This is a genomic window from Streptomyces sp. NPDC001108 (genome assembly GCF_053598535.1).
The window spans coordinates 118,180-137,246 of sequence record NZ_JBSFKL010000013.1; the positions used below are offsets into that span (position 1 = coordinate 118,180).

Annotated in this window: 16 protein-coding genes; 7 read left to right on the forward strand and 9 right to left on the reverse strand. The window is 73.6% G+C overall.

The window, feature by feature from the left end:
• Positions 1 to 39: 39 nt before the first annotated feature.
• Positions 40 to 1,251 carry a PucR family transcriptional regulator gene (locus ACWC97_RS26155; RefSeq protein ID WP_450651950.1) on the reverse strand — a complete coding sequence of 404 codons (1,212 nt, stop codon included), beginning with the start codon at positions 1,249 to 1,251 and terminating at the stop codon, positions 40 to 42.
• Between the two features lie 186 nt (positions 1,252 to 1,437).
• On the opposite strand from ACWC97_RS26155, the gene ACWC97_RS26160 reads away from it, so the two are divergent.
• The 3 genes from ACWC97_RS26160 to ACWC97_RS26170 are packed head-to-tail and all read left to right on the forward strand — an operon-like array spanning position 1,438 to position 5,471.
• Positions 1,438 to 2,337 carry an SGNH/GDSL hydrolase family protein gene (locus tag ACWC97_RS26160; RefSeq protein ID WP_450651893.1) on the forward strand — a complete coding sequence of 300 codons (900 nt, stop codon included), beginning with the start codon at positions 1,438 to 1,440 and terminating at the stop codon, positions 2,335 to 2,337.
• Positions 2,338 to 2,343: 6 nt separating this feature from the next.
• Positions 2,344 to 4,335, forward strand: coding sequence for a hypothetical protein (locus ACWC97_RS26165; protein ID WP_450651895.1), 1,992 nt, complete (start codon positions 2,344 to 2,346; stop codon positions 4,333 to 4,335).
• 41 nt (positions 4,336 to 4,376) lie between these two features.
• Positions 4,377 to 5,471, forward strand: a complete 1,095-nt coding sequence (locus tag ACWC97_RS26170) for a tyrosine-protein phosphatase (protein WP_352274993.1) — start codon at positions 4,377 to 4,379, stop codon at positions 5,469 to 5,471.
• 45 nt (positions 5,472 to 5,516) lie between these two features.
• Here the strand turns inward: ACWC97_RS26170 and ACWC97_RS26175 are convergent, their stop codons facing one another.
• Entirely contained in the window at positions 5,517 to 6,656 is a 1,140-nt protein-coding gene (locus tag ACWC97_RS26175; protein ID WP_352274992.1) for an ADP-ribosylglycohydrolase family protein, read from the reverse strand.
• 77 nt (positions 6,657 to 6,733) lie between these two features.
• Between ACWC97_RS26175 and ACWC97_RS26180 the strand changes: the two genes are divergently transcribed.
• Positions 6,734 to 7,012, forward strand: coding sequence for a DUF6343 family protein (locus tag ACWC97_RS26180; protein ID WP_352274991.1), 279 nt, complete (start codon positions 6,734 to 6,736; stop codon positions 7,010 to 7,012).
• Positions 7,013 to 7,046: 34 nt separating this feature from the next.
• Here ACWC97_RS26180 and ACWC97_RS26185 read toward each other — a convergent pair whose 3' ends face one another.
• The 3 genes from ACWC97_RS26185 to ACWC97_RS26195 all read right to left on the reverse strand — a co-directional run bounded on the left by ACWC97_RS26185 (position 7,047) and on the right by ACWC97_RS26195 (position 9,179).
• Positions 7,047 to 7,415, reverse strand: a complete 369-nt coding sequence (locus ACWC97_RS26185) for a tetratricopeptide repeat protein (protein ID WP_352274990.1) — start codon at positions 7,413 to 7,415, stop codon at positions 7,047 to 7,049.
• A 99-nt stretch (positions 7,416 to 7,514) separates the two neighbouring features.
• Positions 7,515 to 8,120 (reverse strand): dephospho-CoA kinase, encoded by a 606-nt coding sequence (gene coaE / locus ACWC97_RS26190; RefSeq protein ID WP_352274989.1) that lies wholly within the window; start codon positions 8,118 to 8,120, stop codon positions 7,515 to 7,517.
• Between the two features lie 120 nt (positions 8,121 to 8,240).
• Complete coding sequence (locus ACWC97_RS26195) at positions 8,241 to 9,179, reverse strand: PAC2 family protein (protein ID WP_352274988.1); 939 nt, start codon at positions 9,177 to 9,179, stop codon at positions 8,241 to 8,243.
• A gap of 465 nt (positions 9,180 to 9,644) precedes the next feature.
• On the opposite strand from ACWC97_RS26195, the gene ACWC97_RS26200 reads away from it, so the two are divergent.
• Positions 9,645 to 10,613, forward strand: coding sequence for a right-handed parallel beta-helix repeat-containing protein (locus ACWC97_RS26200; protein WP_450651899.1), 969 nt, complete (start codon positions 9,645 to 9,647; stop codon positions 10,611 to 10,613).
• 96 nt (positions 10,614 to 10,709) lie between these two features.
• Here the strand turns inward: ACWC97_RS26200 and rpsA are convergent, their stop codons facing one another.
• Positions 10,710 to 12,221 carry a 30S ribosomal protein S1 gene (gene rpsA, locus ACWC97_RS26205; RefSeq protein WP_352274986.1) on the reverse strand — a complete coding sequence of 504 codons (1,512 nt, stop codon included), beginning with the start codon at positions 12,219 to 12,221 and terminating at the stop codon, positions 10,710 to 10,712.
• Positions 12,222 to 12,618: 397 nt separating this feature from the next.
• On the opposite strand from rpsA, the gene ACWC97_RS26210 reads away from it, so the two are divergent.
• Positions 12,619 to 13,431, forward strand: coding sequence for a class I SAM-dependent methyltransferase (locus tag ACWC97_RS26210; RefSeq protein ID WP_450651900.1), 813 nt, complete (start codon positions 12,619 to 12,621; stop codon positions 13,429 to 13,431).
• Positions 13,432 to 13,507: 76 nt separating this feature from the next.
• The gene (gene hrpB, locus ACWC97_RS26215) at positions 13,508 to 16,012 is read left to right on the forward strand and encodes an ATP-dependent helicase HrpB (RefSeq protein WP_450651902.1); all 2,505 of its coding nucleotides are present in this window, start codon (positions 13,508 to 13,510) and stop codon (positions 16,010 to 16,012) included.
• Here hrpB and ACWC97_RS26220 read toward each other — a convergent pair.
• From ACWC97_RS26220 to ACWC97_RS26230, 3 genes are all read right to left on the reverse strand, one after another.
• Complete coding sequence (locus ACWC97_RS26220) at positions 15,993 to 16,988, reverse strand: DUF3068 domain-containing protein (protein WP_352274983.1); 996 nt, start codon at positions 16,986 to 16,988, stop codon at positions 15,993 to 15,995. The two genes, hrpB and ACWC97_RS26220, sit on opposite strands and share 20 nt — an antisense overlap.
• Positions 16,989 to 16,999: 11 nt before the next feature.
• The gene (locus ACWC97_RS26225) at positions 17,000 to 17,137 is read right to left on the reverse strand and encodes an SPW_0924 family protein (protein ID WP_352274982.1); all 138 of its coding nucleotides are present in this window, start codon (positions 17,135 to 17,137) and stop codon (positions 17,000 to 17,002) included.
• Between the two features lie 149 nt (positions 17,138 to 17,286).
• A complete protein-coding gene (locus ACWC97_RS26230; protein WP_352274981.1) occupies positions 17,287 to 19,044 on the reverse strand; it encodes a lytic transglycosylase domain-containing protein in 1,758 nt (585 codons plus the stop codon).
• Positions 19,045 to 19,067: the final 23 nt, after the last annotated feature.

Consider the following 19,067-nt stretch of genomic DNA (forward strand, 5'->3'; position numbering starts at 1 on the left):
ACGAACGGCCGTCCGGCGGGGTTCCGTCCGCGCCCCCGCTCACACCGAACGGCGGGCCACCAGCGCCGCGCTGAGGTGCTGGAGATCGGCCGGGCGGGCCGGGGAGAGCCCGGTCAGCCGGTCGATGCGGCGGATCCGGTAGTCGACGGTGTTGGGGTGGATGTGCAGGGCCGCCGCCGTGGCCCGCCGGTCCAGGCCCAGTTCGAGGTAGGTCTCCAGGGTGCGCAGCAGCTCCGGCTTCGCCTCCAGCGGGTCCAGGAGCCGCGCGAGCCCGCGCAGGGCCTCGCTGGGTCGGCTGAGCTGGTACTCCAGCAGCACATCGGCCAGCCGGTACAGGCCCGGTGGCCGTCCGGTACGGACGACCAGCTCGACGATCTCGGTGTTGCGGGCCACGGCGGACGGCACCGCCTCCGGTTCGGCGGTCTCCGCCGCGGCCGTGATGGGCACCCCGGCCGCGCGGGCCGCCTCCTCGATCAGCTCGGACAGCCCGCCCGGCCCGTGCCAGCGCGGCGGCCCGGCGGCGGGCAGCAGCACCGTGCCGCCGGAGGCGTCGAGGGCGGTGAGCACCGGCGTACCGGCGAAGTGGTCCAGGGCCGTGCGGACGCGGCGGATCTTGCGCCGGGCGGCGACGCCCGCGCCCGGCCCCGGCGGCTGGTTCAGCTCGTCGGGGTGCGGGGCCAGCGAGAGCGTCATCGTGAGGTAGCGGGCGGCCGGGCGCAGTCCGGTGCGGTGGGCGAACCGGTCCAGGGGTTCGCCGGTCAGTAGCGCGGCCATCAGGGCGTGCCGGCCGCCGTGGTCCTGGCTGTCGAGGATCTGCCGGGCCTCCAGGTACGCGCTGCTGACGGCGGAGGTCAGCTGCTGCTGGAGGACCATGATGCGGTCCATGATCTCCAGGACCGTGGGCAGGTCGCCGGGGAGCGCCCCCTTCGCGGTCTCCTGCCAGCACATCGCGGTGCCGACCTGGTAGGCGGTGAGGATCGCGTCCAGCGGCACGCCCTCCTCGGCGCGCTGGGCCGCGGAGTCGCGCTGCTGGGCGAGTTCGGCGTCGGTGGCGGGGCGGCGGTGCTCGACGACATCGGCGAAGAGCCGCAGATTGTGCTGGACGATGTCGGCGATGTCGCCGGAGATCTCCTCGTGCGGCAGGTCGGCGTAGACCGGCAGATCGGCGAGGAGCCGGGCCACGACCCGGCCGGTCAGGGCGGGCACCCGGGCTCTCAGCTGGGCGGCCACCGGGCGCCCGGCGATGGCCAGCGGCCGGTCCTTCGGCCCTTCCGTGGCGCCGGACTCCCCCGTGGCGACGGGCGGCCGGTTGTCACGCGTCACAAGTTCCCCCGCGGAAGTCTGCGTTACCCACCAGTTAAACGACGGCACCCGAGTCTGCATGATGGCCCGCGTCACACGCCATGCCACGTCCCGCCCCCACCGTCGGAGGATGTTGTGAACCTGCCCCAGAACAAGGGTTTCTGTCGGACCGTCAGAACTGCTGCCGGGGTACTCGCCCTGGCCGGTCTGGCCGTGGGGACGGGTGCGGTTCCGGCCTCCGCCGCCGAGGCCGGTGCCCTCTCCTACGTCGCGCTCGGCGACTCGATGGCCTCCGGTCCGCTCATCCCGGACTTCACGGGCCCGCTGGCCTGCGGCCGCTCCACGCACAACTACCCGCACGAGCTCGCCTCCCGGCTCGGCGCGTCGCTGACCGACGTGACCTGCAGCGGCGCCGCGTCCAAGCACATGACCGAGGCGCAGTCGCTGTCGGTGCTCGACATCCCGATGGGTTCGGCGCCGCCCCAGTTCGACGCGCTGCGGGCCGACACCGACCTGGTCACGCTGACCATCGGCGGCAACGACGCCGGCCTGGTCGGCATCGCGCAGAAGTGCACCACCCTCGACCCGAACGCCACTCCGTGCAAGGAGAAGTACAACGAGGGCGGGGTGGACCAGATCGGGCAGCGCATCGCCGCGTTCGCGCCGAAGCTCGGCACCGTGCTGGACGCGATCCACCAGCGCTCGCCGCAGGCCCGGGTGATCGTCACGGGGTACGGGCTGTACATCAAGCCCGGCGGCTGCTGGCCGCTCCAGCCGGTGCTCCCGGTGGACGCCGACTTCCTCCAGGGCAGCGTCGACCGGATGAACGCGGTGATCGCCGAGCAGAGCGCCGCGCACGGCGCCGAGTACATCGACCTCGCCACCCCCAGCAAGGGCCACGACTCCTGCCAGGCCCCGTCGGACAAGTGGGTCGAGGGGTACGTACCGACCGCGGCCGCCGCCCCGCTGCACCCCAACAAGAGGGGCGAGGCCAACTACGCCGCCATCATCGGCGCGCACATCCAGGGGAGCTGACCGGCCTTGCGTCACCGTCTGCTGCGCGGGCTGCTGGCGGTGGCGCTCGGCGCCGCCGCCCTGCTCGTCCCGGACGCCCCCGCGGCCCGCGCCGCCGGGGCGTCCGGGGCGGGCTGCGACCCGCTGGCCCCCACCGAGTGCCTGCTGCCTTTCCCGAACGACTGGTACACCCGGCCCGATCCGGCCACCGACACCGGCCGACGGGTCGCCTTCGACACCGCCGCGCTGCCGCCCGGCGCCGCCGGCCGCCCCGTCGACCCGACGGCCTGGAACCGCTCCGACGGCTTCTCCCCCGGCTCGACGCTGATCGCGCACGTCCCCGGCCTCGACCCGGCGGCCACCGGAACGGCCCCGCTCACCGACATCGGCCGCTCCCTCGCCCCGGACGCCCCGGTGGTCCTGCTGGACACCACGACCGGCCGGCGGTGGCCGTACTGGGCCGAGGCCGACGCCAACGCCACCGACCCCGCCCGCCGGGCCCTGCTGATCCACCCCGCCCGCAACCTCCACGAGGGCCACCACTACGCCGTGGCCCTGCGCGGCCTCCGGGACCGGGCCGGGGACACGATCCCGGCCGCCGCACCGTTCGCGGCCGTCGCCGGAGCGGCCCTGCCCACCGGGCACCCGCTGCGCGCCCGGCAGGACCGGCTGCGGCCCGCGCTGACGGCGCTGCGCCGGGCCGGGGTACGGACCGAAGGGCTCCACCTCGCCTGGGACTTCACCGTCGCGAGCACCCGGAGCCTCAGCGGCGACCTCTTCGCCGTGCGCGACGACGCGTTCCGCCGGCTCGGCGGCCGGTCACCGGCGTACACCGTCACCGGTGTCACCGACTTCACCGCCGAACAGGACCCCCGGATCGCTCGCGAGGTGACCGGCCGGATCGAGGTGCCCGGCTATCTGGACGAGCCCGGCGGCCCGCCCGGCTCCGTACTGCACCGCGGCCGCGACGGGCTGCCCCGGCACCTGGCGGGCAGCACCCAGCTGGCCGAGTTCCGGTGCGAGATACCGCGTTCCGCGTTCCGGTCCCCCGCGCACCCGGCGCTCTACGGGCACGGCCTCCTCGGCCGCCGCGCGGAGGTCGGCGCGGGCAACGTCAAGGACATGGCGGCGGAGCACAACTTCACCTTCTGCGCGACGGACTGGATCGGGATGGCCGAGGCGGACATCCCCGTGGTGGTCGGCGCGCTGACCGATCCCAGCCTCTTCCCGGCCGTCCCCGAACGCACCGAACAGGGCCTGCTGAACGCCCTCTTCCTCGCCCGCGCCCTGATCCACCCCGCCGGGCTGACCGCCGACCCCGCCTTCCGCGACACGAACGGCCGACCGCTCGTCGACATCCGGCACGGCATCGGCTACGACGGGAACAGCCAGGGCGGGATCCTCGGCGGGGCCCTGCTCGCCGCCTCGCCCGACATCCGGCGCGGCGTCCTCGGCGTCACCGGCATGAACTACGGCCTGCTCCTCAACCGCAGCACCGACTTCGCACCGTTCCAGCAGGTCCTGGACGCCTCCTACCCGGACAAGCTGCGCCAGCAGATCGTGCTCCAGCTCTTCCAGATGGTCTGGGACCGCGGCGAGACCAACGGCTACGCGGCCCACCTCACCGACCGCCACCAGGTGCTGATGCACATCGCGTACGGGGACCACCAGGTCGCCAACGCCGCCGCCGAGGTGGAGGCGCGCACCATCGGCGCCCGGCTGATCACCCCGGCCCTCGCCCCCGGCCGCAGCCCGGACACCGTCCCGTACTGGGGCATCGGGCGGCTCGACCGCGACCAACTCCCTTACCGGGAATCGGCGATGACGGTGTGGGACAGCGGCACCCCTTCCCCGCCGGTCACCAACACCCCGCCCACCGGCCCGGAGTACGGCCACGACCCGCACTCCGATCCCCGCAACTCTTCGGACGCGCGTCGGCAGAAGGCCACCTTCCTGACCACCGGCCGTGTCATCAATGTCTGCGGCGCCGCACCGTGCACCGCCGCCCCCACCTCCTGACCCCCCGCCACGCCCCGACCGGGGCGCAGACAAGGAGCATCATGCGCACGCACCGCATCGCCCAGGCAGCCGTCGCGGCCGCCCTGCTCACCGGCACACTGCTCACCCCGCCCGCGCTCGCCGCCACCGCCGACCGGGCCCCCGCGGCGAGCGCGCAGGCCGCCACGCGGGCCGCCGTGCCGTTCACCTCCGCGACCGCGAAGCGCACCGCCGACGGCGGCTACACGCTCTCCTGGGCGTCCGGCGCCGGATCGGTCACCGTCACCGCCGCCACCTCCCCCGACGCCACCACCGGCACCCCGGTGGGCACCGCGCCCGGCACCGGCTCGCTGACCGTCCCCGCCGGGACCCTCGCCGGGCCCACGCGCTGGTACTTCCGCCTGGTGCCGGACAGCGGCTCCCCGCTCGTCGTCGCCGAGCGCTCGGCCGGCATCGACTCCGCCCGCAACTTCCGGGACATCGGCGGCTACCGCACCGCCGACGGCCGCTGGGTGCGCCCCGGCCTGGTCTACCGCTCCAACAAGATCAACAAGCTCAGCGACGCCGAGCAACAGCAACTGCTCTCCCAGCGCCTCACCCTCGACATCGACCTGCGCAACGCCGTGGAGCGGTACCAGGACCCGGACCGGCTGCCCGCCGGGGTGACGTACCAGGTCGCCGACGTCGTCTCGCTCGACCACGGCATCCGCTTCCACGACTCGGCGCTGATGACGCTGGCCGAGGCCATCGCGGCCGGGCTGTTCTCCGGCTCGTCCGACCTCGGCCAGTCCATCGGCTACCCGTTCATGGTCAACTTCGTGGGCGCCGACTACGCCTTCCGCGACCTGGTCACCGCCGTCGCGAACAACGACTCCGGCGCCACGGTCTACCACTGCAGCTCGGGCAAGGACCGCACCGGCTGGAGCACCGCCGTCCTTCTCACCCTGCTCGGCGTCCCGCGCGAGACCGTCGAGGCGGACTTCCTCGCCAGCAACGACTACCTGGGCAACCCGAAGGCCGTCGAACTGAGCTGGCTGCGCGCCGCGTTCGACCAGGTCGACAAGATCTACGGCGACTTCGACAGCTACGTCCGCAAGGGACTGCGGATCGACGACGCCACGGTGGCCAAGCTGCGCGCCAAGCTCCTCACCGACTGACGCGCCGCCCGCCCCCGGCGTACCGGCGGACGGCGCTCCCGTCCGTCAGTACGCCGGGTACCGGCCGGCCGGCCAGGCCACCGTGCCCTCGAACTCCAGGCAGAGGTCGTCGGCCAGCTCGCCGATGACCGCCCGGCCCTCGGTCGCCACCAGCCAGGACGCCGGAAGGTGCACGTCGCCGTGGCGGGCGCCGAGCAGGTTGCCGCAGACCGAGCCGGTGGAATCGCTGTCGCCCGAATGGTTGACCGAGAGCCGCAGCGCCTCGGCGACCTGGTCCGCACCGGGCAGCACCAGCGCGGCGTACACGGCGATGGCCAGCGCCTCCTCGGCCACCCAGCCCGCCCCCAGGCTCTCCACCTTCTCGCCGGTCGGCGCACCCCGCGCGGCCAGGTCGAGGGCGGCCCGCAGCGCCGTGGAGGTCTCCTCGTGGCCCGGATGGCGGCGCAGCAGCTCCATGGCCCGCAGCACGGCGCCCTCCGTCGAGTCGCCCTCCAGGAGGTGGGCGACGATCGCGGCGAAGGCCCCGGCCGCGTACGCGCCGGTCGGGTGGCCGTGGGTGATCTGCGCGCACCAGTAGGCCAGCCGGAACGCCTCGTCGGGGTCGAGCCCCACCAGCCCGAAGGGGGCCGAGCGCATCACCGTGCCGCAGCCCTTGGAGCCGGTGTTGACGGGGCCGTGCCCGCCGAGGCGGTCGGCCGGTTCGGGGACGTGGCCGGTGGCGAGCCCGGTCAGGCAGGCGTTTCCGGGGGCGCGGCGCGCGTAGAGCCAGGGCTGCTGCCGGAGCCAGCCGGTCCGTACCGGGTCGTCGCCGCCCCGGGCCGGCGGCGCGGGGTGGTTCTGGGTGTCCAGCCAGCGCAGATAGGCGTTCCGCACGGTACGGGCCGTGGCCCCGCCGTCGTGGTGGCCGCCCTGGCCGCTCCCCTTCGCCATCGCCAGGGAGTGGGCCCTGATCAGCGCTTCCGCGGTGAACAGGGTCATCTGTGTGTCGTCCGTGACCCGTCCGACGACGCCCTCGTCGTCCGGGAGGAGCCCCGGAACGCCGTGTTCGCCGTGGGCGCGCCGGATACCGGCCAGGGACAGGAACTCCACCGGGTTGCCCAGCGCGTCCCCGATCGCCCCGCCCAGCAGACAGCCCCGCACCCTTGCCCGGCGGCCGGTGCGGTCCTCCCACGATGTGCCGTTCACGCGCGTTCCCCTCGATCAGACGTCGCCTGCGCCGAAACACCGTCGCGGGTCCATCCTGGTAGGAGAGGCGATGCGCCATGCGTACCGGCAATGAACCGATGACGGCCCGCAGTCCGCTGCGGCTGCGGCTCTGGCTGAGTCTATGGGGCCTCGCCTGGGCGCTCTTCGGCCTGGTCGCCTTCACCCTGGCCGACCGGGACGGCTGGGCCGTCGCCTGCGGGCTGCTGCTCCTGCTGGTCCTGGTGGATCTGGCGGTGATCGTCCACCACATGCGCCAGGGCCCGCACTACCAGCCGGGCCGCAGGATCCCACCGTACGAGCCCGACCACGGCGGACGCGGGCGGTACGGGCACTGAGCGGGGCCGGCGCCCGGTGGCGGCCGCCGCTCGGTCAGTCCTGCGCCGGGAAGCGGGCCGCCTTCAGGTACTCCGGGTTCGGGTCCAGCGCCGCCGCCAGCCGGAAGTGCCGGGCGGCCCGGTCGGTGCGGCCGGACCGCTCGAAGGTGCGGGCCAGCGCGAAGTGCGCGAAGGCGTTGTCCGGCTCGCGCTCCAGGACCAGCTCGAATTCGAGCTCGGCGGGGCGCAGCTGGGCGGCGGCGAAGAAGGCGCGGGCCCGCAGCAGCCGGGCCGCGGTGTTCTCCGGATGGGCCGCGATCACCGAATCCAGCAGCTTGACCGCGCCGCGCGGGTCACGCGCGTCCAGCAGCCGTTCGGCCGCGCGGAAGTCGATGACGTCGGTTTCCGGGGTCCTCTCGGGCACGCTCTCGTCCTTCCGTCCGGGCCTCACGGTCGCGTCGCACACGAAACCTGGCCCCGTCGGATCTGCAACGTCCGCCACCGGCCCGGTATTCCGTACGGGTCAGCCGGTCTCGGCGGCCCGCCGGGTCAGCTCCGCCCAGACCTCGCGCACCTGCGGCTCCAGCCCGGCCAGGGGTCCGTCGTTGTCGACGATCAGGTCGGCCACGGCGCGCCGCTGCTCACGGGTGGCCTGGGCGGCCATCCGGGCGCGGGCATCGGCCTCGGTCATGCCGCGCAGCCGCACCAGCCGGTCGAGCTGGGTCGCGGGGCTCGCGTCCACGACGACGACCAGGTCGTAGAGGGGCGCCAGGCCGTTCTCGGTGAGCAGGGGGACGTCGTGGACGACGACCGAGTCCGGCCCCGCCGCCCGCTCCAGCTCCGCGGAGCGGGCACCGACCAGGGGGTGCACGATCGCGTTGAGCGCGGCGAGCCGGTCGGCGTCGGCGAAGACGATCGAGCCGAGCTTCGGCCGGTCCAGGGTGCCGTCGGCGGCGAGCACCTCCTCGCCGAACTCGGCGACCACGGCGGCGAGCCCCGGGGTCCCCGGCTCGACGACCTCCCGGGCGATCCGGTCCGCGTCGATCAGCACGGCCCCGTACCCGACGAGCAGCCGTGACACTTCACTCTTGCCGGCGCCGATCCCGCCGGTCAGGCCCACCTTCAGCATGCCCGGAAGCATAGGCCCTGTCCTCACGGTGCCGTCGTCCGGCCGGAGGCCGGGCACGGCGGGCGGCAGTGTGAAGGCAGGGCCTGGTGCCCCTGCCCGGGGCACGGCGGTCGGGAACGGTCAGACGTCGCCCTCGCGCTCCGCGAGGAAGCGCTCGAATTCCAGGCCGATCTCGTCGGCGGACGGCAGGTCCACCGGCTCGGCGACCAGACTGCCGCGGGTCTCGGCCCCGGCGACCGCGTCGTACTGGTGCTCAAGGCCCTCGACGAGCGAGACCAGCTCCTCGTCGCCCTGGCCGATCTGCCGCTCGATCTCGGTCTGGGTGCGGTGCGCCTCGGTGCGCAGGGCGTGGGCGACGGCGGGCAGGACCAGGCCGGTGGCGGCCGTGATGGCCTCCAGCGCGGTGAGCGCCGCGTCCGGGTACGCGGAGCGGGCCACGTAGTGCGGGACGTGGGCGGCGACGCCGAGGACGTCGTGTCCGGCCTCCATCAGCCGGTACTCCACCAGGGCCGCCGCGGAGCCGGGCACCTGCGCCTCGTCGAAGGGGGTGCGGTGGCCGGGCATGAGGTCGGTGCGGTTGCCGTGCGGGGTGAGACCGACGGGGCGGGTGTGCGGGACGCCCATCGGGATCCCGTGGAAGTTCACCGCGAGGCGGACGCCGAGACGCTCGACGATCTGCTCGACGGCGGCGGCGAACCGCTCCCACTCCACATCGGGCTCGGGGCCCGACAGCATCAGGAACGGTGCCCCCGTCGTGTCCTGCACGACGCGGACCTCCAGCGTCGGGGTCTCGTAGGCGGTCCAGCGGTCGCGCCGGAAGGTCAGCAACGGGCGCCGTGCGCGGTAGTCGACGAGGCGGTCGTGGTCGAAGCGGGCCACGACCTGGTGCGGCAGCGAGTCGAGCACGTTGTCCACGATCTGCTCGCCGGTCTCGCCCGCGTCGATGTAGCCGTCGAAGTGGTAGAGCATGACCAGGCCGGCCGACTCCTGGGCGAGCGCCATGTCGACGACGGCCAGGCCCTTGGGCTCCCATTCGTACAAACTCTGCGGATCAGGCACGGTTACCGCTCCTCCTCGTATTCGTCGGGAAGAACGTCCGGCAGCGCACATGCATTCCCGGACTGTGCCCCTTCACCCGCCGGTTCATGCCGGGCGGCGCACGGAAGCGCCGGAGCGGGGACAACGGTACTCGCACGCCCCTGCCCCGATCCCTTCCACACCGGCGCCCGGAAGCAGCCGCGTTGACCGTCAGAAGCCCGAACGGCGCCGGGAATCAACGGAGTTGAGAGGCGTACGGAACCACCGGCACCGGCAACGGGCCGCACCTAACCTCACCCGCCCCACCCGCACCACACATGCGTTCCCGCCTTCGCCCCGAACGCCGGACCGGCACCCCGCCGGGCATTGGTCCAGACATTGACACGGTCGCACCGCGTCCCTACCGTCACTGGGCAGCAAGTTCAGAGACTCGCCCCACATTCATGTACGAGAACCTCGAACTCCTTCGACGGGAAGGCACCCCCCATGCGCACCCGCACGCTGCTCCCGGCCCTGCTGGCCACCGCCCTCGCCACCGGCGGCCTCGCCGTCGCCTCCACCACCGCCACGGCGGCCGGTGCGGCCGCGGCCGTCGATGTGAGCACCGCCGCCCAGCTCAAGTCCGCCCTCGCCGCCGCCTCCCCCGGCGACACGATCCGGCTCGCCGACGGCACCTACACCGGCAACTTCAAGGCGACCGTCCCGGCCACCGCCGGCGCCCGGATCACCCTCACCGGCTCGGCCGGGGCGGTCCTCACCGCGAGCGGCGGCTACGGGCTCCATCTCAACGGCGCCTCCTACTGGACCGTCCAGGGCATCACCGTCACCGGCGGCCAGAAGGGCATCATGGCCGACGCCGCCACCGGCGTCGTCATCGACTCGGTGACCGTGCACGGACTCACCATGGAGGGCGTCCACTTCCGCACGTCCAGCAAGGACGGCGTCATCAAGAACTCCCGGATCTACGACACCGGGCGGGACGGACGCGGCATGGGCGAGGGCGTCTACGTCGGCACCGCCAACGACCTCTCCGACCGGAGCGACCGGGTGCAGATCCTGAACAACACGATCGGGCCGGGGGTCGGCGGCGAGAACGTCGACGTCAAGGAGGGCACCACCGGGGTCAGGATCGTCGGCAACACCTTCGACGGCGGCGGGCTGACCGGCGCCCACTTCGACGACTCCTGGGTCGACGTGAAGGGCAACGACGTCCTGGTCGAGAACAACAAGGGCACCCGTACCAGCAACAACGGCTACGAGACCCACACCCAGCAGAGCGGCTGGGGCTGCGGCACCGTCTTCCGGAACAACACCTCCGACCTGACCGGCGCCACCGGCGACAAACGCCTCGCGGTCAACGTCACCAACTACGGCTCCGGCTGCCCGACCACCGTCTACAGCAGCAACACGGTGACCGGCGGCAAGGGGCTGACCAACATCGCCGTCACCCCGTAGCGGCCCCCGCGGACACGCATGAGGCCCGCCCCCCGAAGGGAGCGGGCCTCACTTTCAGCTACTGCGGTCGATCACCGACCGGAGGGGGTCAGAGCGTCAGCTCTGGCCGCCCGCCAGCTTCTCGCGCAGAGCGGCCAGGGCCTCGTCCGACGCCAGGGCGCCGGAGTTGTCCGCCGACTCCGAGGAGTACGAGCCGCCACCGTTGCCGCCGGAGGCGGCCGGGGCACCACCGGCCGGGGCGGCAGCGCCCTCGGCAGCGGCGGCCTCGTCGGCCTCGCGGGACTTGATGACCTGGGCCTGGTGCTGCTCGAAGCGCTGCTGCGCCTCGGCGTACTGGGTCTCCCACGCCTCGCGCTGCGCCTCGTAACCCTCGAGCCAGTCGTTGGTCTCGGGGTCGAAGCCCTCGGGGTAGATGTAGTTGCCCTGGTCGTCGTAGGACGCGGCCATGCCGTACAGGGTCGGGTCGAACTCGACCGAGGCCGGGTCGGCACCGAAGGACTCGTTGGCCTGCTTCAGCGAGAGGCTGATGCGGCGGCGCTCGAGGTCGATGTCGATGACCTTGACGAAGATCTCGTCGTTGACCTGGACGACCTGCTCCGGGATCTCCACGTGGCGCTCGGCCAGCTCGGAGATGTGGACCAGACCCTCGATGCCCTCGTCGACGCGCACGAACGCACCGAAGGGAACGAGCTTGGTGACCTTACCGGGAACGACCTGCCCGATCTGGTGCGTGCGGGCGAACTGCTGCCACGGGTCTTCCTGCGTCGCCTTGAGCGACAGCGAGACGCGCTCGCGGTCCATGTCGACGTCGAGGACCTCGACCGTGACCTCCTGGCCGACCTCGACGACCTCGGAGGGGTGGTCGATGTGCTTCCAGGACAGCTCGGAGACGTGCACGAGACCGTCGACGCCGCCGAGGTCCACGAACGCACCGAAGTTGACGATCGAGGAGACGACGCCGGAGCGGACCTGGCCCTTCTGCAGGGTCGTGAGGAAGGTCTGGCGGACCTCGCTCTGGGTCTGCTCCAGCCAGGCACGGCGGGACAGGACCACGTTGTTGCGGTTCTTGTCCAGCTCGATGATCTTGGCCTCGAGCTCCTTGCCCACGTAGGGCTGGAGGTCGCGGACACGACGCATCTCGACGAGGGAGGCCGGCAGGAAGCCACGGAGGCCGATGTCGAGGATGAGACCACCCTTGACGACCTCGATGACGGTACCGGTGACGATGCCGTCCTCTTCCTTGATCTTCTCGATCGTGCCCCAGGCACGCTCGTACTGAGCGCGCTTCTTGGACAGGATGAGGCGACCTTCCTTGTCCTCCTTCTGGAGAACCAGGGCCTCGATCTCGTCGCCGACCTTAACGACCTCGTTCGGGTCGACGTCGTGCTTGATCGAGAGCTCGCGGGAGGGGATGACGCCTTCGGTCTTGTAACCGATGTCGAGCAGGACCTCGTCCCGGTCGACCTTCACGATGACGCCGTCGACGATGTCGCCGTCGTTGAAGTACTTGATCGTCTCGTCGATCGCGGCGAGGAAGGCTTCCTCGTTACCGATGTCGTTGACCGCTACCTGCGGGGTGGTGGCGGTGGTCTCGGTGCTGCTCGTCATGTGGGAAAGGGCTCCGGTACGGACAGTGAGTCGTAGGTACTGCTACGCCGGGAGCCCGTATCACCTCTGCCGAATTCCGGACAGCTCGGGAAGCGCCCGCCCCGCTCGGCGGGAGGCGCCTCGTGAACCGAGGGGCATGCAACAGATGCGAGCGCGGCCTGCTAGGTCTGAGGCGCGCAGGCTCGCGGCGCAACTTGTAGCATACGGGGGCAGCCGGGCACGGTCAATGCGCGAAGGCGCACACCGGGGGCGCTCCGGCGCATATCAGGCACAACTCGTGCGCCCCGTGGCCGGATCCGTACCGGAAGAATCCGTGGGCACGGGCACCGTACTCACACGTACCCCCTGGTGCGCCCCGCATGCGGCGGGGTGAAGGCAAACTACAACGACGGACACGATGAGCCAAGAGATCTACGCGGCCGAGCCCGAGGCGACCCGCCGCGCGGCGTCGGAGACCGAGAGCAGCCGGGCCAGTCGCGGCTGGTGGGACCGGAACGCGGACGAGTACCAGAGCAACCACGGCGACTTCCTCGGCGACGACCGCTTCGTCTGGGGCCCGGAGGGGCTCGACGAGGCGGAGGCCGGGCTGCTGGGCCCCGCCGCCGCGCTGCGCGGGCTGGACGTCCTGGAGATCGGCGCCGGGGCCGCGCAGTGCTCGCGCTGGCTCGCCGCCCGGGGGGCCCGCCCGGTGGCGGTGGACCTCTCGCACCGCCAGTTGCAGCACGCCCTGCGGATCGGCGGCGGGGTTCCGCTGGTGGAGGCGGACGCCGGGGTGCTGCCGTTCCGGGACGGCTCCTTCGACCTGGCGTGCTCCGCCTACGGGGCGGTGCCGTTCGTCGCCGACCCGGTGCGGGTCTTCCGCGAGGTCCGCCGGGTGCTGCGGCCGGGCGGGCGCTGGGTCTTCTCGGTGACGCACCCGATCCGCTGGGCGTTCCCGGACGAGCCGGGCCCGGAGGGCCTCTCCGTCGCGGCCTCCTACTTCGACCGCACCCCTTACGTCGAGCAGGACGAGCGGGGCGAGGCCGTGTACGTCGAGCACCACCGGACGCTGGGCGACCGGGTGCGGGACGTGGTGGCGGGCGGTTTCCGGCTGGTGGACCTGGTCGAACCGGAGTGGCCGGCCTGGAACCACCAGGAGTGGGGCGGCTGGTCCCCGCTGCGCGGCAACCTCATCCCGGGCACCGCGATCTTCGTCTGCGTCCGGGACTGAGCCTTCGTCCGCGTACGCGGCCGGGCCCCGCCCCCGCGCGTACCGGACCGGTCCGGCGGCGTACGAGACTGGGGACGTGATCCGTACCGACGCCCTGGACCAGTTGCCCGTACGCACCGCGCTGCCCGCCCTGGAGCGGGCACTCGACGACCGCGGGACGGCGGTGCTGTGCGCACCGCCCGGCACCGGCAAGACGACGCTCGTCCCGCTGGTGCTGGCCGGGCTGGTCGGGGGCGGCCCGGTGCGCCGGGTGGTGGTCGCCGAGCCCCGGCGGATCGCCGCGCGGGCGGCGGCGCGGCGGATGGCCTGGCTCCTCGGGGAGCGGGCCGGTGAACGGGTGGGCTTCACGGTGCGCGGGGAGCGGGTGGTGGGGCCGGGCACGGTGGTGGAGGTGGTGACCACCGGGGTGTTGCTCCAGCGGCTCCAGCGCGACCAGGAGCTGGCCGGGGTGGACGTGGTGATCGTCGACGAGTGCCACGAGCGGCACCTGGACGCGGACACGGTCGCCGCGTTCCTGCTGGACGTGCGGGAGACCCTGCGGCCCGAGCTGCGGCTGGTCGCCGCGTCCGCGACGACGGACGCGGCGGGGTGGGCGCGGCTGCTGGGCGACGCCCCGGTGGTCGAGGCGGAGGGGGTCGCGCACCCGGTGGAGGCGGTCTGGGCGCCGCCCGCCGCGCCGGTGCGGCCGCCGCACGGGACGAGGGTCGATCCGGCGCTGTTGGCGCATGTCGCCGCGACGGTGCGCCGGGCCTTGGCCGAGCGGGACGGGGACGTGCTGTGCTTCCTGCCCGGCGTCGGCGAGATCGGGCGGGTGGCCGGGCAGCTCGCGGGGGTGGACGCCGAGGTGCTCCAGGTGCACGGGCGGGCCCCGGCGGCGGTGCAGGACGCGGTGCTGGCCGGTTCGTCCGGCGGGCGGCGGGTGGTGCTGGCGACCTCGGTGGCGGAGTCCTCGCTCACGGTCCCGGGGGTGCGGGTCGTGGTGGACTCGGGGCTGGCCCGGGAGCCGCGTACCGATCACGCCCGGGGGCTGAGCGCGCTCACCACGGTGCGGGCCTCGCGGGCGGCGGGGCGGCAGCGGGCGGGCCGGGCCGGGCGGGAGGCGCCCGGGGCGGTGTACCGGTGCTGGACGGAGGCGGAGGACGGGCGGCTCGCCGCGTTCCCGTCCCCGGAGATCCGGGTCGCGGACCTGGCGGCGTTCGCCCTCCAGGCGGCGTGCTGGGGCGATCCGGACGCCTCGGGGCTGGCGCTGCTCGATCCGCCGCCCGCCGGGGCGATGGCCGCGGCACGCGAGGTGCTGGCGGCGATCGGCGCGGTGGACGCGGAGGGGCGGGTGACCGACCGGGGCGTACGGATGTCCCGGCTCGGCCTGCACCCCCGGCTCGCGCGGGCGCTGCTGGACGGCGCGGGCGAGGTGGGCGGGCTGCTGGCGGCCGAGGTGGTGGCGCTGCTGAGCGAGGAACCGCCCCGGGAGTACGGGGACGACCTGGCGGCGGCGCTGCGTACCGCGCGCCGGGGCGGCGACGGTTACGCGGCGCGCTGGCGGCAGGAGGTGCGGCGACTGTCCGCCTCGCTCGGCGGGGTCTTCGCGCGGGAGCGGCCGCAGGACGCGGCCGTGGGGCTGGTGGCCGCTCTGGCCTTCCCGGAGCGGGTGGCGCGGGCCCGGGGCGAGGGGGCGTTCCTGATGGTGTCGGGGACGGGCGCGCTGACCGGGGAGGGTTCGGGGCTGCGCGGTGCGCCCTGGCTCGCGGTCGCGGTGGCCGACCGTCCGGCGCACGCGGCGTCGGCGCGGGTGCGGCTGGCCGCGGTGGTCGACGAGGGGACGGCGCGGGAGGCGGCCGGGCATCTGTTCCGGTCCGGCGATGAGGTGCGGTGGGCGGACGGCGACGTGGTGGCGCGCCGGGTGGATCGGCTGGGCGCGGTCGAGCTGGCGGTGCGCCCGTTGCGGGATCCGGCGCCCGGTGCGGTGCGCGAGGCGCTGGTCGAGGGGTTGCGGCGGGAGGGGCCGGGGCTGCTGCGCTGGTCGCGGGAGAGCGAGCAGTTGCGTCAGCGGCTCGCCTTCCTCCACCGCGAGCTGGGCGAGCCGTGGCCGGATGTGTCCGACGGGGCGCTGCTGGAGTGTGCCGGGCAGTGGCTGGAGCCGGAGCTGTCCCGGGCCCGGCGGCGGGCGGATCTGGCCCGGATCGACGCGGGGCAGGCGCTGCGGCGGCTGCTGCCGTGGGCGACGGGTGAGGCGGTGCGGCTGGACGAGCTGGCGCCGGAGCGGATCGAGGTGCCGAGCGGTTCCCGGGTCCGGGTGGAGTACGGCGGGGCGCAGCCGGTGCTCGCGGTGAAGCTCCAGGAGCTGTTCGGGCTGCGCGAGACGCCGAGGGTGGCGGGGGTGCCGGTGCTGGTGCACCTGCTGTCCCCGGCCGGCCGCCCGGCGGCGGTCACCGCGGATCTGGCGTCGTTCTGGCGGGACGGCTACCGGGCCGTCCGGGCGGAGCTGCGCGGCCGCTACCCGAAGCATCCGTGGCCCGAGGACCCGGCGACGGCGGAGGCGACCCGGTTCACCAGTGCGCGGCTCAGGCGGGGGCAGGGGTAGCGGCGGGCGTCTTCTCCGGGGATCCGTCCGGGCGGCGGGAGCGGGCCTCCAGCCACAGGGCGAGGGCGAACAGCGCGGTCCCGAGGGCGAGGAAGCCCCAGGGCAGGTACGAGGTGAGCAGCAGGACCAGCAGGCGCTGGGAGCTGACCAGGTCGACGATGGACTCGACGTAGTCGGGGCGCATCTTCACGTGCCCGGCGAACACGGTCATGGTGTCCTCGGGCATTCCCATCTTCCTGGCGTTGCGGAGTTCCTCCTTGTGGATCTCCTCGCCGTTGACGGGGGCTCCGGTGACCGGGTCCACCCAGAACATGCGCTTGGTGGTGTACCAGCGGGTCATGCCGGTCTTGGCGATCTGCTCCGGGCCGACGCCCTGGATGGGCATCTTCTTCGGCATCGGGACCTTGGTCCACGGGATGGTCTGCTCGAAGTAGTAGACCTCCAGGCCGTGGAAGGTGCGGGTGCCCTTGTAGTGGATGGGCGAGCTGGTGCGGGCCTGGGCGTCGAAGTACTCGTAGTCGCGCTTCTCGGTGAGGAAGGGCCATTTGAACTCGATGCCCTCGCGCCGCACGGGGTCGCCGTCGACCATCTCGCCGGTGGCGTGGACGGGTGCCTGGCTGTGGGCGTCGAAGATGTAGCGCTCGGGGATCTCGGAGACCATCTTGCCGTCCGGGCCGACCACGTAGCTGAGGGCGTCCCAGACGACGACGTCGCGGCCCGCGTCGCGTTCGATGCGTTCGGACTCCTCGACGTTGCCCTTGAGGGTCTGCACGATGGTGACCTTGGGGACCTTCTTCACCTTCATGCCGTCGTTGTAGTCGAGGAGGGTGGCGGGCTTCGCCTCCAGCACCGTCTCCTGGTACTGGCTGGGCGGGATCTTCGCCAGTCTGGGGAAGGCGTACCAGCGCAGCAGCGGGGACAGGGCGGCGAAGAAGACGGCGAACGCCAGGAGGACGAGGCTGGCTCGGCGGCGCATGGTGCCACCCCCTAGTTCTTGGGGCCGGGGACGGTGGTCAGCAGGGGTTTGGGCGAGGTCTTTCCGGGCGGGGCACCGATCGCGCTGATGGTGAGGACGAGCGCGAGGGCCGCGGCCAGTCCGATGGCGGCGGCGACGAGAGCACGCATGCGGGTCCTCCCGGAGAACATCGATCTGATGGGGCGTCAGGGTTGGGGCACCGTAGCAACGCGGGCGCGAGATGAGAACACGCGCGGCAGCCCCTCTGCCGGGTGGCGGCAGAGGGGCTGCTGGGGGTGGTGCCGTGGGGCGGGCCGGGTCAGGCGGTGGACGCCTTGGGGCTCGCGGTGGCCGTGGGGGTCCCGGTGGCCGAGGGGCTCGCGCCCGGCGCGGGGGTGGCGCCCGTGCCGGATCCCTCGCCGGAGCTCTCGCCGGGCGAGGGGGTCGCGGTGGGCCCGGAGCCCTCGACCTTCAGCTCGACGACGAGCGTGGCGCCGCCCTCGGCGGTGAGCCGCAGCTTGAAGGTGCCCTCGGTGTCGTCGGCGTAGATCTTCGGCAGCTCCAGGGTGCCGTCGGCGCCGGTGCGCAGGGCGGTGAGGGTGCGGACGGGCTTGCCGTCGGCGTCCTTGAAGTAGGGGCCCTTGTCGTTCTCGGCCGGCTTCTCGGCGTCGGTGATCATGGTGGCGGTGACGGTGACACCGGCCGCCGCCGCGCCCTTGAAGGTGGCCTTGAGCCCGACGGTGTCGGCGAACGCGGCCCCCGGGGCGGCGGTCAGCTCCTTGTCACCGGTACGGGCGATCGTGTCGGCGCGCCGGGCGGTGACGGTGGCCGTGTACGTGACGGGCGGCAGCGAGCTGCCGGTGACCGAGGCCCGCACGGTGAACATGCCGGTCTTCTCGCCCGCCTTCAGCACCGGGGCGGTGGCGGTGCCGTCGGCCGTGGTGCGCACGACGGCGGTCTTCCCGCCGCCCGCGAAGGCGGCGTCGGTGTCGCTGGTGATGGTGAAGGTCACCGACACCTTGGCGAGCGGGGCGCCCTTCTTGTTCTCGGCCCGCACGGCGATCCGTTCGGCGAAGGCGTCGCCCGCGGTGGCGGTCAGCTTGCCGGTGCCGGCGTTCTCGATGCCGGCCGGGGTGTCGGACGGGGTGGGCTTCGGGTCGGGGTCCTTCGGGCCGCCGCCGGGCTTCGAGGGCTTCGACGGCTTCGTGCCGGAGCCGGGTGTCCTGGACGGCGGAGGGGTCGGGCCGGTGCCGGAGCCGAGGTCGGGCGGGAGGGCGCCGGTGCCGTCGGGGACCTCGTGGGTGCCGCGCTTGTAGTAGTCGAACCAGGAGCGGACGGTGCGCAGATAGGCGTCCGAGTGGTTGTAGCTCAGGACCGCCCGGTCGAGGTCGGCGGCGAGCGACAGATCGCGGGAGCCGGCGCAGAGGTAGCGCCCGGCGGCGAGCGCCGCGTCGTAGACGTTGTTGGGGTCCTTGCGGCCGTCGCCGTTGCCGTCCTGGCCCCAGGTGGCCCAGGTGGACGGGATGAACTGCATCGGGCCGACGGCGCGGTCGTGGGTGCTGTCCCCGTCGTAGGCCCCGTTGTCGGTGTCCTTGATCATCGCGAAGCCGCGGCCGTCGAGGACCGGGCCGAGGATCGGCGAGAAGGTGGTGCCGTTGCCGTCGACCCGCCCGCCGCGGGCGTGGCCGGACTCGACCTTGCCGATCGCGGCCAGCAGCTGCCAGGGCAGCCGGCAGGCGGCGTCACTGGCGCGGACGGTCCGTTCGGCCTTCTTGTACGCGGCCAGGACGGAGGCGGGGATGCCGGATTCCGCGCTGCCGGTGACGGGAAGGCCGGCCGATGCGCCGGGCCTGTCCGGCGTGTTCAGCGGGGGAAGCTCCGTGTAGTACGGCGAGTTCCCGGTCGCCGCGCCGTTCTCGGGCTCGGGCGTGGTGCCGGTGGCCTGCGGGTCGTCGCTCCCGCCGCCGACCAGCGTGGTTCCGGGGGCGCCCGATGCGGAGAGCGCCGCCACGGCGAGTGCGGCCACGGCCGCCGTGGTCGCCCCCTTGCGAAGCCGGCGACCGAATTGCGCTGCCATAACCTCTGGCCCCTCCCCTTCGA